The following is a 15,690-nucleotide window of genomic DNA, read 5'->3' on the forward strand; positions in this document are numbered from 1 at the left end:
AGGAAGGCAAGGAACCTACACGCTAGGTGCCGAGCCTTCTTTCTTTTTGTCCCGATACTGGCCAGGGGTTAACCCTTCTTGCTTGCGGAACGAACGGATGAAGTTTTGCGAATTGTTATAGCGCAGCTTGGAAGAGATATCCTTGATCGGCATATCGGTTTCGGATAGCCATTTCTTAGCCATGTTGAACCGGTAGGCCGACAAGTAGTCACTGAAGGAGCAGTTCGTTTCTTTGCGGAAAATACTGCTCAAATAATTCGCGTTATAATGCAGTCGGGAAGCGCACTCCTCAAGCGTCAGGTCGGTATCGTAATAGTGCTGCACGAGATCAATAATCTTCTCGGAAATGTTGTGGTACTGGGCATCCTGCCGGTCGCGATAAATGCGAATCAGCGGGTGAATAACCTCTGTCCAGAACCAGTCCTCGATTTCGGCTGTCATATGCAAATTCAGGAGCTCCTCGAAGAGGGATCCTTTGTTCGGATGAATCTGATTCAAGCTGATCCCGGATTCCTGCATCACCATGAGCAGGTTGTTAAGCAGCCGCGCCAGTGGAATTTGATATTCCTGCGGCGTCAGCGGAGATGCAAATACGGCTTGCAGCAGCTGCTTCAGAAGCTCCTTGGACTTATCCTTTTCGGCAAGCTTGATCGCATCAATCAATTCATTCTCGATCGGCTTCGGATAGTTTAAATTCAAGTAATGCTTCCCTGAGTTAATATTTTCATATTGAATGATGATGCCTTCACCCAGCTTGATGCGATGCTTCAAAGCCTCTAGACCTTCCCGATAGGCAATCGACATCTGCGAGAATGCGTGAATCGGGAGACTCATCCCAATGCTGACGTGGAGATTTAGAAAGGTATAGATATGCTGCTGCATCTGCTCGGTTAATGCATATACGGTATTGCTAAAGGCAGCTTCTTCACTATCGGCACTTCCAATCAAAGTGACCACGGTCTGGTCAATAATGATGGGAGCGAGACGCTGCTGTGAAGGGACCAGTTCCTCGATCATATTGTGCACAGCGAAGAGCAGCAGCTCCATATCCCGTTTTTCGTAACGCGTATTATCGATAGAATCGATCTGCATCGTGATCACAGACATCGTTTTCCACTCTTCAATGTGCTTGTTATAGCCGAACTGTGCCAATTTCTCCAGCAGCTCGCCCTGTTTGATATGCCCTTGAAAAGCCTTGATTAAGAAAAACGTCCGTACCTGGCCGATATGCTGATGGACTTCTCTTTCCAGTTGGGACTTCGATTGGAACAAGGTATGGACATGCTCGCTGATCATCTGGAACTCGTTGGCCTTCCGCTTCTGATTGACGGTCACAAGCCCTCCGATTTGGTTCAAAAGAAGCTGGATCGGCGAATACATCTTGCGCGAGCCTAGCCAAGCTAAGACCATGGAGAGGAGCAGCATCAGGACGCATACATAGATCGTATAGGTTCCGATTTTACTTGATTCCTTTGTCAAACTGTCGATGGAGGTTAAGGATAAATAGGTCCAGTTGTTGAGATTTGAACGCAAGAAGCTGACGGAATAAGGTTTCTCGTTAATATCCACTGAGAATTGGCCCATTGGCGCCTCTAACTGCTTCAAATCCGTAAGGCCAGCTTCGGTAATGGATTTGCCGATTAGGCTTGAATCCGGATGCATGAGAATCCGATTCTGTTCATCCATAATCAGGATGTCATCCAGATTCTCGGTATCATTTTTAATTAGATCCTGCAGGCTGCAGGCAGGGATGTTAGCCAGAGCCAAGCCGTATTTCTCCAAACCGGTGGTGGGCAGCTTTTTAACTAGAGAAATACTGTAGTCACACGTTACGCTTCTCGCATTTTCTTCCGTAAAAAACCATTTGGAGGGATTAAGCGTCCAAATGCTGCTCTCCTGCGTGTTCATCAGGGTCATAAGCTTATCGTAATAAGGGTAGCTGTCATAGCGGTATAAGCCCGAATTCTTAATCATCCAGTTTTCCCTGGCATTGATCAAGATGACATCTTCCAGCTTGGTATCAAAAGATTGCATATAGCGAATTTCGCTCCGCAGGTCATCGTACATCATGAAATCGTTTACAGTTAGGGGCATATCCATCGCCTTTTTGAGCACGGTAGAGTTGATGACCTGATTAAGTGTATGGTTGACAGTCGTTAATTTCTGCTCTACATTGGAGTTGATTTGGGTGATCAGCTGCATTTTACCTTCGTTGACATTCTTTTGAATTTCGCTCGACGAGGTTACGAAGGCGAAGGCGCCGATGAAGATAACCGGCAGCGTGCTGAGCAGGAACCCGAATATGGTCATTTTGCTAAGGAAACTTAAAGAGCGCATCGCATCCAACACCTATCTATCTTAAGGATGATCAATTAGGGTTATCTATGTATTGTAGTCAAGACTTGTGTGAAGAGCAATAATCATCTGAGTGACAGATAATCATTATCTCTGATTTTGTCTATAAAACACAGCTGCTATAAGGGAGGATCTCTCATGAGAACAAGTTTATATGGCAAGGGTTTCCGGCTTTTTGGTCTCCTTTTGATAGGATTGCTGATGGTTACTTTGATCAGTGCTTGTCAGATGAGCAGCTCCCAAAAGACAGATGACGGGAACGGCAACCGTCCTGTTATATCGATCATGGCACCGCTGCATTTTCCGCATCCGCCCATCCCTGAATTGGTTCAGGAAATCGAAAATCGCACACAAACGAAGCTTGATCTGAACTGGGTTCCAGACGGCATATATACCGATAAAATGAACACCGCGCTCACCACAAACTCATTGAAAAAAGCAACCTATGTGAAATATACGGACTACATGCTGATGAAAAATTCGATCCGTTCCGGCGCATTCTGGGATATCGGACCTTACTTGGCGGCGTATCCGAATCTGAAACAGCTGAACAAGGAGATTTTGGGACAGGCAGCTGTCGATGGCAAAATCTATGGCTTGTACACCGAGCGGCCCTCCTCTCGGCAGGGCATTATTATTCGTGAAGATTGGCTGAACAATCTGAAGCTGGCTAAGCCGACGAATCTGGATGAGCTGTATCAGGTATTGAAAGCTTTCACGTTCGGTGATCCTGACCTGAATGGGAAGGCAGACACTATCGGTCTGACCGACCGGAATGATTTGGTTTTTGGCGCGTTCAAAACGATCAGTTCTTATTTCGGTACTCCGAATAACTGGGGTACTGATGATGCTGGGAAGCTAGTACCTGAATTCGAAACCCAAGCCTACGTGGACACGATGAACTATATAAAGAAGCTGTATGACGAGAAGCTGATCAATGCCGATTTCGCAGTCACTAGTAAGGAAGTTCAGCGCGATAAACTCATTCGCGGCATTGCGGGCGTCTATATTGGCAGCATGCAGGATGTACAGCGTCTTTCGGATGAAGCTCAGCTCATTAACTCGAAGGCGAAGCTCACGCTCGTGAACCATATCGAAGGCCCATTGGGTTTTCGGATTTGGTCGATCCCTAATTATAGTGCGCTCTATCTTTTTTCGAAAAAGGCGATACGAACCGAGGCGGAGTTGAAGCAGATGCTGCAATTTTTTGATCGTTCGATGGATAAAGATGTCGCTAATTTGATGAAATATGGGTTAGAGGGGCGTCATTACACAACCAAAGGGGATCAAGTTCTGCTGACGGAAGAGACGTCCAAGATCCGTGTGAATGAAGTGAACGCGCTGTATGCCCTCATGATTGCTGATCTGAACAATCCGAAGGTCATGCGCGTTTCAGAGAGCGAGTCCTTGTCGCAGCTCGCGGACCGGCTGAGCTTGGACAACGAGAAAAACATCGTCAAAGACCCGACCGTTGGACTGGAGTCGAAGACCTACGACGAGCGAGGCGTCGAATTGTACAAAATTGTATCTGACGCTACGTACAATTATATCCTGGGGAAACTGGACAAAGCCGCATTCCAGCAAGAGATTGAGCGCTGGAAGCGGAATGGCGGAAGTCAGATGATAAGAGAGTACAACGAGGCTTATGGTAAGCGAGGTTGAGGTTGAGGTTGGGGAAAGGTAAGGTAAGGTAAGGTAAGGTAAGGTAAGGTAAGGTAAGGTAAGGTAAGGTAAGGTAAGGTAAGGGGGAGAACCGCTGGCGCTGGTGCGCGGCGGTTTTTTTTTTTTTTTTGACTGATAAGAGTTTATATGCTTTGGGGTAAGCGAAGCTTACCGCTTATTTATTTACGTTGGGAGAAAGGTCGAAATACCTCAACTTGAGGGATTTGATTGGATGATATCCAATGATGTCTCATGACATCAGCGGTTGGGGTTAGTTCCATTGGATTTATACAGTGGAATAGGTGGAAATAGCTCAAAAGAGCTGGTTTTGGAGCATTCTGTTGGATTAACTCCAATGAAAGCGGGCAAATAAGGTGAATGAGCCTGATTTGATTGTATTTTATCCAATGGAGCAAATGAGGGGAGATTGTCGGTTATGCATGAACAAGATATTAACCGTAGGGAAATTGAAGGGGCGCTATCTCGTGGACCGGATCGCGGAGTATGTGAAAGCACATTGGGTCGTATGCCAAGGTGCAGATGATAGAGGTGCCGGACGATAAGGCACCGGAGAACATGAGCCCTGCTGAGGAGCAGCAGGTGCGTATGAAGGAGAGCAATCAGCTGGCCTTCGTGATCTGCGGATTGCTGGAGCTATCGAGCGAGCTGCCGGAGGAGCTGTGTGGCTACGGGGGAAGCCCGGTTTAGGCTGAGAGGATGATTTTCATCGTAAAAGTAGCTTATGAGCGCGCACGAGTGAGTGTAGCGATGAAAAACATCGCTACAGTAGCAGGAGAGGTGTCTAAAATGGTTAAAGTGCGAGCTGAGAGGATGATTTTCAACGTTAAAGTTGCTTATGGGCGCATGCGAGTGAGTATAGCGATGAAAAACATCGCTAGAGTAGCAGGAAGAGTGCCTAAATGGTTAAAGTGCGAGCTTAAACGATGATTTTCATCGTTAGAGTCGTGTATGAGCGCGCACGAGTACGTGTAGCGATGAAAAACATCGCTAAAGTAACAAGAAGAGAGCCCAACTGGTTAAAGTGCGAGCGGAGCGGATAATCATCTCCCCGACCGATAATCATCATCTCACAACCCATGCCAAACGGGGGTTAAATGAGTAAATGATTATTTCGGTACCTCCCTGCGGGCGTGTAGTGTGGAATTTGTAGCACACAACAATTTCGCGGAGGTCTAACCAATATGAAGAGAAAATTAGTCTCGATTCCACTTAGCGTTCTGCTTGTTTCCAGCTTTGCGCTGGCAGCTTGTTCAGACGGGGGGAAGTCAACTCCTGCAGCTACGACTGGTGCGGTGGAGTCGCCTAAAGCAACGGCAGACAACAAACCGACGGCGATCACGATTATGGCACCGCTGAACACAGCGCAAACGCCGCCAGATACGATCATTAAAGAACTCGAAAAGCTGACGAACACGAAGCTAACGTATCAATTTTTCCCGGCGGATACGTATGAGGAGAAGCTGAATACAACATTTGCAACAGGGGCACTGCCGCAAGTCACTTACCTGAAAAATCAGGCGACATTTATTCAGATGAAATCAGCCATTCGTGACGGGCAATTCTGGGAAATTGGTCCTTTGCTGAAGGACTTCCCGAACCTGAGTAAATTGAAATCCACGACCAATGATAATACGAAAGTGGATGGCAAGCTTTATACGCTATATCGCGGTGTAGATATTGCCCGTCAAGGCCTGATCTATCGGAAGGATTGGGCGGATAAGCTGGGACTGAAGCCACCTGCAACAACGGAAGATTTGGTTGCCATGATGAAGGCGTTCACTGAAAATGATCCTGACGGCAATGGCAAAAAGGATACCATCGGCTTAACGGATCGTAACGATCTCGTTTACGGATCATTCAAAACCGTTGCCACTTGGTTAGGCGTACCGAACAATTGGGGCCTTAAAGATGGCAAGTTGCAGCCAGAGTTCATGTTCCCAGAATATGTGGCGACAATGGATTACTACAAGAAGCTGCGTGACGGTGGACTGATCAACAAGGACTTCGCGGCTACAAGTAAAACGGATCAACAAAAGCTGTTCACCAATGGTACAGCGGGTATGTACATCGGTGCCATGACGGATGTTTCATCTCTCAATAAAGATTTGATCAAAAACGTACCTACAGCAGTGGTAGATGTGCACAGTATGGTGGCTGGGCCAAGCGGTAAATTTGCAGCATGGGCTCTTCCTGGTTATGCGAACGTCGTTCTGTTCCCGAAATCCGCTACGAAAACAGAAGCTGAGCTAAAGAAGGTCTTGGCCTTCTTTGACAAAATGATGACGCCTGAAGTTGCCAATGTTGCAAACTGGGGCATTAAAGATGCCAACTACAGCGTAATCGACAACAAAGCGAAGAAGCTGGATGAAGAGAAATGGACACGTGAAGTCAAGCCTTTCACGGATGCGGCTATTGGTGATGAAGATACTTCCGGCAGATACTTGGGTATTCCTACGATTCCTGCTCAAGGTAAGGCGGATGAACTTAAGATTGCCAATCTGAAGTTTGCTGTGCAGGATCCGGTAGCGGCTCTAGATTCGAAAACGAACCAGGAGAAGGGCGCTCAACTTCAAGATGTGATTAAAGATGCAACGAACAAATATATCTACGGCACGATCGATAAGGCTGGTTTTGATAAGGCTATTGAAGATTGGAAAAGTCGTGGAGGCAGCAAAATTATCGAGGAATACAACGCTGTTTATAAAAAATAAGGTTATGACAGCAAATTATACAGGTTGAATGCGGGGAGGCTGCTGTGTCGTCAGTAGCAGTCTTCTCGGTTTGAATGAATCGTTCGGAAAGGAAGAAACCGTATGCAGGAAGTGAATGTAGCACAACGTGTGGTGGCTAGGAAACAAAGCAGCGAACTGGGTAGACGACTCTGGAAAAACAAATGGATCTACGTCATGCTGCTGCCGGGAGTCTTATACTTTCTCGTTTTCAAATATATCCCTATGTACGGATTGATCATTTCATTTCAGAATTATAAACCTTTTAAAGGGATTAGCGGGAGTGAATGGGTTGGATTAGAGCATTTTCGGCGGTTGTTTACAGAGCCCGATTTCTTGATTATTTTAAGCAATACGTTAATTTTATTTGTCATGAATCTCTTGTTTTATTTCCCGATTCCGATCATTCTGGCACTCATGCTAAATGAAGTCAAAGGGGATCTTTTCAAAAAAGTATTTCAAACGATCGTCTATCTGCCACACTTTATGTCATGGGTTATTATTGTCTCGATCAGTTTCGTTATGCTGACGATGGACGGCGGAATTATCAACGATATTATTGAGTTTTCTGGATTTGAAAAGATCAATTTCTTGTTAGCTCCGGAATGGTTCAGACCGATCTATATTCTTCAAGTGATTTGGAGAGAAGCGGGTTGGGGCACGATTATTTATCTGGCGGCGATTGCTTCCATTGATCCTCAGTTGTATGAGGCTGCGCGTATGGATGGTGCAGGACGGATTAGACAAATGTGGCATATTACTTTGCCTGCTATTCGAAGTGTCATCATTGTTTTATTAATTTTGAAAATTGGTGCGGTTCTCGAACTCGGTTTTGAACATGTCTACTTGCTTCTCAACTCCATGAACCGAGATGTTGCTGAGATCATTGATACTTATGTATATACAGCAGGGTTAAAACAAGGGCAGTTCAGTTACAGTGCTGCAATCGGATTGTTCAAATCGTTTATTGGACTTGTGCTGGTTATGTTAGTTAACCGAATTGCCAAGAAGATGGGCGAAGAGGGCGTTTATTAGTGCTTACGAAGCAAGTTTTGCTAACGCAAAACTCAGTAGCGCTTACGAAGTAAGTTTTGCTAAAGCAAAACTCTAAGGAGGTTCTACCATGGTTGAAGATACATCGCTAGGCGGCAGAATGTTTGGCATCATCAACTATTTGTTGCTAACGATCATTGGTCTCATTACGCTTATCCCCTTTGTACACGTTGTAGCGGGTTCCTTTACGACAAGTGCGGAAATGGCGGCCAAGAAATTTGTCATCATTCCGACGGATTGGAGCATAGAGGCATATCGATTCATTTTCTCAACGAATACGATTTTTAAAGCCATGGGTGTTTCGATTGGCACCACGCTTGCGGGAACGATTATCAGTATGTTTATCACAGCTCTTATGGCATATGGTTTGTCCCGTAGAGACGTTGATGGAAGAAAAATCATTATGTTTCTTGTTGTGTTTACGATGTTGTTTCACGGCGGATTGGTTCCGACCTTCCTAGTTGTGAAGGAACTGGGGATGATTGACAGCTATGCATCGTTGATTCTTCCATCTGCGATCAGTGCCTTTAATTTAATTATTTTGAAAAATTTCTTTCAAAACATTCCAGAGGGACTCGAAGAGTCTGCCAAGATCGATGGCTGCAGCGACTTTGGCATCTTGTTCCGAATTGTGCTGCCCTTATCGATGCCGGCTATTGCAACCATCTCGTTATTTTATGCCGTGACATATTGGAACACGTACCTCAGCGCTATTCTTTACTTGAATGAGAGCGCCAAGTGGCCGATTCAGGTCCTCCTCCGACAAATTGTCGTGCTCGCCAGCGGGATGGATGTCAGTGCGGATTTGGATAGTGTCACCCCGCCTCCTGCACAATCGATTAAGATGGCAGTTATCGTCGTTGCGACTTTACCGATCTTGTGCGTGTATCCGTTCTTGCAAAAGCACTTTGCTAAAGGGGCTATGATCGGCTCCATTAAGGGTTAAGGAAATGCCTTTCGTGCGGCAGGTTTGCTTCTTTTTATGCTAACGGCTGGACAGATTGATCATGTATGGCATCCTTGGATTATTGTATTGGTCATGCTTATTCAAGTTGGAATCCGTCAGTTGATTCACAAAACACTTAGGAATAGAGAGGGGATTATGATGTCTCATCATTTTGTAAAATCACCCATTGAATGGGCACGAGCTGCCTGCGATTCAATTATGAGCACGTACACGCCGATGGAGCTCCCGCCTGCTGAGCGCTGGCATTACCACCAAGGTGTTTTCTTATGCGGCATGGAAATGCTGTGGGAAGCTGAACAAGATGATCGCTATGACGCCTACATTCAGGCGTATGTCGATGGTTTGATCGATGATAACGGCAATCTATATTTCGCACGGGATGAACTGGATGCGGTTCAAGCGGGGCTTTTGTTATTCAGATTGGAACAACAGACAGGACACAGTAAATACCGAGTCGCTGCGGATAAGCTGAGAAATTTGCTGAACACGCTGAATCTCACTTCGGAGGGCGGTTACTGGCATAAAGATAAATATGCCTACAATATGTGGTTGGACGGTTTGTATATGGCAGGTGTCTTCTCATTGAAATATGCGAATGCTTTCGGAGATGATGCATTGCGCTCCACGGTGCTGCATCAAGAGAAACTGATGCGCAAATATATGAAAGATAAAGAAACAGGGTTGCTTTACCACGCGTGGGATGAAAGCCGGAAGATGCCGTGGGCGAATGCGGGAACTGGCTGTTCACCGGAATTTTGGGGACGCTCACTCGGCTGGTATGGCCTAGCGGTTACACAATTCCTTGATGAGCTCCCAGCGGACGAACCAGGGCGCGAAGAGTTAGTTAACTCGCTGCATGATTTCGTTCATGCGTTGATTCGTTATCAGGATGCGGAAAGCGGATTGTGGTATCAAATCGTTGATAAGGGTGATCAGCCGGATAACTGGCTGGAGACATCTTGTACCAATCTGTTCGTATACACGATTGCCAAAGCAATTAAGCACGGGGTTGTCGGCCAAGAATGTGTGGACGCAGCTGTGAAGGGATATGAAGGACTGATCCGAACACTGAAGTTCGACGAGCAGGAGCGGGTGATTCTGCCACTCATCTGTATCGGAACGTCAGCGGGCGATTATGAGAACTATGTGACTCGTCCGACTAGTGAGAACGATCTGCATGGCGTTGGCACATTCGTGATGGCGTGTGTAGAAATGGAGTCACTCATGAAGTAAGAATGCTATGAGCTTTTGTGCTAAAAGGGCTGGACACAACTTCGTGTTCAGCCTTATTTTTACCCTTGCACGAAATCTACTAAATCGTTATTGCCTTTGATCACAATTTAGAATTTCTGTGGGATAGTACCTTTTGGTGAAAGTAAGCTGCTACCAGTAACAAACTAGGTATTACAAATTGTAAAGGAAGTTGAACATAGGTCATGTTAAATTTAAAACCTATAGATAGGTGCTCGGCATATGTCTTTGTCATGACATGACCAAGAGGGGCAATAATCGCTGCAATCGGAATAAGAACGTAATGGTAACTCTTCAAATTAAATAAATGGGCTGTTCCAGCCGCGGCACCATAGATGTAAACACCAACTTTGAAAAACCCCCCTGCTACCATTAGCAGAATGACCACTGCATCAATCCGCTCAAGAAAATCCGCCACCGAGGCCATTCGTATCGTCGACAAAAGAGGATAATTTAACATACCGTACAACTGAGCTCCAATAACAGAGATCATGCCTATTATATTAAGTGATAATAAAACTCCTGCTGTCAAAACGGCAGTCATCCCCACCTTTTTAAGCTTTGCATTATCTTTTAACGTTGGCCAAATCATAGTGAATACGACTAATTCACCAAAAGGAAGGCTGGTAAGGGTTGGGAATGACTCTTTCCATACGTTTTTTATTCCTGTCCCGAGTACAGGTGTAAGCTGTTTTAGGTCTACAACTCCTGAAGCATAAACAATGATCCATGTGCCAAAGGATATTAACAGAACGCCGGGAACCACCATTTCGGCCATTCGTCCAAATACTTCAATACCACCGCGGAGCGTATAAATAATGACGGCAACAAAACTTGCAAGAATAAAAATTTCTGGGGTTCCAACTAAGATGGTAGAGAGCATAAGATCGGAGAAGTCTCGGCTGATCCTTGCAGCTTGAGAGGTGAAATAAATAATATAAGTGATACTGAGTGGATATCCAATGTACCTGCCTGCAACTTTTTGAATGATTTGGATCAAGGAATCATTTGGATAATACCCAGACAACTTGGTGAAGACGGACATTAAAATAAGCCCAAGAACCATGCCTATTAATACGGCGAGCCAAGCATCTTGTTTAGCTTCCGCTCCTAACGCAAAAATGACAGCACTTCCTATTTCAAAAGCTATCATCATTAGAAAGAGTTGTTTGATACCTATTTTCTCCTGATTCATATCGCCCTCACCTTAACATCGTACATAGAATTTACTCTCAAGCCATATCAAGTCATCCTATTTCTTTGAATTAGATATCATTATTAGCGTTCGTCTTCTTTTTAAACGAAAGTGGTAGGAATTAGGTATTATTTACCTTCATTTGTCGAAAGATAATAGTTGGAAATTGAAAAAAGAACAACTCACTTGTTAGAGGAGAAATGATGAAGAATATTCGTAATTTATTTTTTTCCTCCGTGCTCATCGCTTTTATTGGATGGTGTATGTATTTCTACTTACAGGAAATTACGTCGAAATTAGTAGTACATCCACAATTGTACACTTTCACTGTTTTGGAAATGCTGTTGGCCGCAATGGGAGCCTTCTACATGGTCGTTATGGTTGTTATGCTGGTCGGTTATCTTTTCTTAACGGTGGTGAAAAAATAAAGGTTTAAAGGTGAGGGGATTTAGCATGGGAAAAGGGTCATTACGTTGGTTGAAAAGTTTATTGGCCTCTAAACGAAAGCCCGCGAACTTTGTTGAACAATCTGCCGCAATCCTCACGAAACCCTTGGAAAGTGACCTGCTTAGCACGAATCTTTTACAGAATGTTGGACAATTGAAAACGATCTTTGATCGTTCTTCAGACATTGTGTTTAGGGATTTTCAAGTAGGTGAGACGCAAAAGGGGACGATTCTTTTTTTAGACGGCCTTGTCAATATGAAATTGATTGATGATGATGTCATAAAACCTCTAATGGCATACGGGAAAAATCATTTGACACAACCTATATGTCATTATGAGGAAATGGAAAATTTGCTTCGGAATCAAGTGATTTCTGCTGCGCAAGTAAGCAGTGGGGCGAATTTTCAAGATGTGATAAATCATGTGTTGTCCGGGGATACCGCATTGATTCTTGACGGTTTCGATCAGGCTTTATTCGTCAGTGCAAGAGAATGGGAGTCTCGTTCGGTTGAAGAACCAGCAACAGAAGCGGTGATCCGCGGTCCTAGGGATGGATTTACGGAAAACCTGCGGACCAATACCAGCCTTATTCGAAGGAGATTGAAAACTCCTCAGTTGAAGATGGAAGCGATGAAAGTAGGACGGTTATCACAAACGGAGATCGTCATTACATACTTGGATCATATTGCTGATGAAGCCCTGGTAGCGGAAGTCCGTGAAAGAATCGGCAGGATTGACATCGATGCGATTCTCGAAAGCGGGTATATCGAGGAATTCATTGAAGACACTCCGAGTTCCATTTTCCCTCAGGTGCAGAGCACAGAAAGACCAGATAAAGTCGTTGGCAATTTATTGGAAGGGAAAGTAGCGATTATTATCGATAATACGCCTTTTGCCCTGTATGTTCCGGTTACTTTTTATGAAATGCTGCAGGCGAGTGAAGATTATTATGGGCGCTTTATGATCTCGACGGCGATCCGCTGGATACGCTTTTTGTTTCTGGTGATTGCCTTGTTTTTGCCATCTTTGTATATTGCTTTATTAACATTTCATCAGGAATTGGTTCCGTCAAGCCTGTTATACAGTGTGGCGTCCTCCCGTGAAACGGTTCCCTTTCCGGCTATAATTGAAGCATTGTTAATGGAAATAGCCTTTGAGGGATTGCGCGAAGCTGGTGTGCGTTTGCCTAGGCCGGTAGGACAGTCGGTAAGTATTGTCGGAGCTTTGGTGATTGGTCAAGCTGCTGTTCAGGCGGGCATTGTTTCCGCCCCCATGGTTATTGTCGTATCCATCACCGGTATCGCTTCTTTTATCATTCCCAGCTTTAGCCAGGCAGTCGCGATCAGAATGCTGCGTTTTCCGATGATGTTTCTAGCGGGATCACTGGGGTTATATGGCATACTATTAGGCGTATTGTTTATCATGAGCCATATGTGCCGCCTTCGATCATTCGGTATGCCCTATTTGTCACCTTTGGCCCCTTTACATTTTGGTGACTTTAAAGATGTGCTTGTACGGGCGCCTTGGTGGAGTATGACGAATCGTCCGGAAGAAGGAGCAAAAAGAAACCCGCAGCGAATGAAAAGGTCCATGCGTCCCGGTCAGCCGACCCGCAAGGAGTAGGATTTTCTACGGAAGGGTAATGTTGGATGAAAAAACGGATTTTATTGGGATTGATCCTTTTGATGATGCCGATTCTCTCGGGCTGCTGGAGCCGGATAGAAGTCAATGATCTAGCATTTGTAACCGCAGCAGGAATCGATAAAACGGAGGATGGTAAAATCCGTTTAGCGCTGCAGATCGCTATTCCGCGAATGTTAGGCGCTGCAGGCCAAGGGGGCTCTAGCGGGGAGAAAGGTATAGGAGCTAAAGCTGTATGGGTCGCTTCAGAAAAGGGGGAATCGATTCTGGATGCCTATCGAAGACTCCAAGAGAAACTGCCGCGCCGCATTTTCTTTTCTCACAGCGGTATTATCGTTATTGGCGAACAAATGGCTCAAGACGGAGTTTCTCCGATACTCGATTTTTTTATTAGACAACGGGAAGCGCGAATGCGCAGTTACATACTTTTTACCAAGGGAGAGGCTTTAAAGATTCTAAAGTTTATCCCTAAACTCGAAAGAATACCATCGGAAGTCATGAGGGAGGAAGTGAAACAGCACATTGGCGTAAGGATAAATCTAAAGGAGTTTGTCCACATGCTTGTAACAGAAGGCGTGGAACCGGTTGCTGCCGAAATGGAAATTGTATCTTCGAATTTAATGAATGAAGAGGATTCAAAGGCACCATCTGTGTCGAATGTAGAAACCAACCTATCGCTCAATGGATCCGCGATATTCAAAAAGGATAAATTAATTGGTTGGATGAATGACCTAGAGACGAGAGGGGTTCTCTGGCTTCGCAAGGAAATGAAAACCGGTGTTGTCACGGTAAACATTCCGAAGGAAAAGGGAAATGGAAAAATCAGTGTTTTAATACTGAAGGCCAAGACCCAAATCACTCCGATTCTTAAGGATGGAGAAATAACCATGGAAGTGAAAGTAAGTGCTGAGAACGATCTTTATGAGAATAACTCGAAATTGGATGTAAGTGATCCAAAAGTAATTCATTTTGTGGAAAAAGAATTGGAAGAGGATCTCAAAAAAAGAATTCAGTTGGTACTTGATATGGCACAGAAAAAATTTAAATCAGACATTTTCGGATTTGGAGTCGCTGTCGAACGGAAATATCCAAAAGCGTGGAAAAGTAAGTTTAAAAAGCAATGGGAGGAGGATTTTCCCAAGCTTAAAGTCAATATCATTACTGATTTGACGGTAAACCGTACAGGTTTAACGAATAAACCTTTAATTTTGAAAGAGAAGGAGTCCGAAAGTTAATGAAAGTCATCCTGATTGTAGTTCTTTTTGTACTACTTGCTTCTCGAGATGTGCCCGGAATGAGGAACAAAAAGTATCGTAAAGATCTGCTTATATACAGTTTTTTGATGATGGCAGGGATGACCTTGAGTTTTCTTGCTGTTTTCCATCTTTACCTTCCGATCTGGCCGCGAGATTAAAGGAGTATTGTACATCAATAGTAACAGGAAGTTGAATGAGGGGGCGTCCATCGGGACGTCCTTTTCATGTTTCTTACGTTAGTTGAATGATAATTAAGGAATCCCGAATAAACCAAACTATGATAAAATAAAACCTAATTCATAGAAATACGCATAGACTCAGAGTTTGCTAGGGAGCGGATTTGCCGGAGCGTGCCATCAGGAGGTACAGGATATGAAAAGAACGTTAGCCGTAAGTGATATACATGGCTGTGTGGATGAATTCAAGCAATTACTCGATAAAGTAAATTTTAATGCCGAAGAAGACCAGCTCGTGCTGCTTGGTGATTACGTGGATCGGGGGCCGCAAAGTCGGGAAACCGTGGAATTCGTCATGCATTTGGTGCGTGAAAAGGGAGCGATTGCGCTCAAAGGGAATCATGATCAGCGTTTTGTGGATGTTCTGGGGGACGTAGATTCATTGACGGAAATGAAGTTTTTTGAACATGGTGGTATCCAAACGTTTAAAAGCTTCTGCGGTGCCGAGGAGCTTGATTTGAAGCAATCGAAAGAACGAATTCGAGCAAAGTTCAGCGATCATATTTCATTTCTAAATAATCTTCCATACTATCACGAGGACGAGACACACATTTATGTTCATGCTGGGCTTAATCCTGCATTTTTGGATTGGAAAACCCAACCAGAAAGAGACTTTTTGTGGATTCGAGCTCCTTTTGTTCAGCAGCGAACCGTTGTAAAAAAAACAGTCGTTTTTGGGCATACGCCGGCCAAGGATATTCACGGAAAAGCAGATGTTTGGTTCGATCGTGATAAAATCGGTATTGATGGCGGCTGCGCATACGGCTTGCAAATCAATTGTCTGGAAATCAAGGGCAGAAATCACTACAAGACCTATTCGGTTGCTTCCAAAGGGAGTTGGAAATAATCGATGGGATCGCATCGGGCGAGTCCTTTA

Annotated in this window: 13 protein-coding genes; 11 read left to right on the plus strand and 2 right to left on the minus strand. The window is 44.7% G+C overall.

Annotated features, from left to right (window positions below; genetic code table 11):
- Nucleotides 1–15 precede the first annotated feature (15 nt).
- Entirely contained in the window at nt 16–2,337 is a 2,322-nt protein-coding gene (locus ASD40_RS14725) for an AraC family transcriptional regulator (RefSeq protein WP_057303997.1), read from the minus strand.
- Between the two features lie 156 nt (nt 2,338–2,493).
- Here ASD40_RS14725 and ASD40_RS14730 point away from each other — a divergent pair, with 156 nt between their 5' ends.
- From ASD40_RS14730 to ASD40_RS14755, 7 genes are all read left to right on the plus strand, one after another.
- A complete protein-coding gene (locus ASD40_RS14730; protein WP_057303998.1) occupies nt 2,494–4,017 on the plus strand; it encodes an extracellular solute-binding protein in 1,524 nt (507 codons plus the stop codon).
- A 440-nt stretch (nt 4,018–4,457) separates the two neighbouring features.
- Complete coding sequence (locus ASD40_RS39070; RefSeq protein ID WP_268795895.1) at nt 4,458–4,580, plus strand: hypothetical protein; 123 nt, start codon at nt 4,458–4,460, stop codon at nt 4,578–4,580.
- Nucleotides 4,581–4,734: 154 nt separating this feature from the next.
- Nucleotides 4,735–4,965 (plus strand): hypothetical protein, encoded by a 231-nt coding sequence (locus tag ASD40_RS14735; RefSeq protein WP_057303999.1) that lies wholly within the window; start codon nt 4,735–4,737, stop codon nt 4,963–4,965.
- A 254-nt stretch (nt 4,966–5,219) separates the two neighbouring features.
- Nucleotides 5,220–6,749 (plus strand): extracellular solute-binding protein, encoded by a 1,530-nt coding sequence (locus ASD40_RS14740; RefSeq protein WP_057304000.1) that lies wholly within the window; start codon nt 5,220–5,222, stop codon nt 6,747–6,749.
- Between the two features lie 102 nt (nt 6,750–6,851).
- Nucleotides 6,852–7,802 (plus strand): ABC transporter permease, encoded by a 951-nt coding sequence (locus tag ASD40_RS14745; RefSeq protein ID WP_057304001.1) that lies wholly within the window; start codon nt 6,852–6,854, stop codon nt 7,800–7,802.
- A gap of 88 nt (nt 7,803–7,890) precedes the next feature.
- Entirely contained in the window at nt 7,891–8,766 is an 876-nt protein-coding gene (locus ASD40_RS14750; RefSeq protein ID WP_057304002.1) for a carbohydrate ABC transporter permease, read from the plus strand.
- 159 nt (nt 8,767–8,925) lie between these two features.
- A complete protein-coding gene (locus tag ASD40_RS14755) occupies nt 8,926–10,020 on the plus strand; it encodes a glycoside hydrolase family 88/105 protein (protein ID WP_057304239.1) in 1,095 nt (364 codons plus the stop codon).
- A 100-nt stretch (nt 10,021–10,120) separates the two neighbouring features.
- Here the strand turns inward: ASD40_RS14755 and ASD40_RS14760 are convergent, their stop codons facing one another.
- On the minus strand, nt 10,121–11,233 hold the full coding sequence (locus ASD40_RS14760; protein WP_057304003.1) for a GerAB/ArcD/ProY family transporter: 1,113 nt from the start codon (nt 11,231–11,233) through the stop codon (nt 10,121–10,123).
- A 200-nt stretch (nt 11,234–11,433) separates the two neighbouring features.
- Here ASD40_RS14760 and ASD40_RS14765 point away from each other — a divergent pair, with 200 nt between their 5' ends.
- The 4 genes from ASD40_RS14765 to ASD40_RS14785 all read left to right on the plus strand — a co-directional run bounded on the left by ASD40_RS14765 (nt 11,434) and on the right by ASD40_RS14785 (nt 15,660).
- The gene (locus ASD40_RS14765; RefSeq protein ID WP_156390014.1) at nt 11,434–11,661 is read left to right on the plus strand and encodes a hypothetical protein; all 228 of its coding nucleotides are present in this window, start codon (nt 11,434–11,436) and stop codon (nt 11,659–11,661) included.
- Nucleotides 11,662–11,686: 25 nt separating this feature from the next.
- Nucleotides 11,687–13,303, plus strand: coding sequence for a spore germination protein (locus tag ASD40_RS14770; protein WP_057304005.1), 1,617 nt, complete (start codon nt 11,687–11,689; stop codon nt 13,301–13,303).
- 26 nt (nt 13,304–13,329) lie between these two features.
- Nucleotides 13,330–14,556: a Ger(x)C family spore germination protein gene (locus tag ASD40_RS14775; protein ID WP_057304006.1), complete on the plus strand. Its 1,227-nt coding sequence runs from the start codon at nt 13,330–13,332 to the stop codon at nt 14,554–14,556.
- A 393-nt stretch (nt 14,557–14,949) separates the two neighbouring features.
- Complete coding sequence (locus tag ASD40_RS14785; RefSeq protein ID WP_057304008.1) at nt 14,950–15,660, plus strand: metallophosphoesterase family protein; 711 nt, start codon at nt 14,950–14,952, stop codon at nt 15,658–15,660.
- Nucleotides 15,661–15,690 lie beyond the last annotated feature (30 nt).

Source organism: Paenibacillus sp. Root444D2, from assembly GCF_001426375.1.
Classification (GTDB): Bacteria; Bacillota; Bacilli; order Paenibacillales; family NBRC-103111; genus Paenibacillus_E.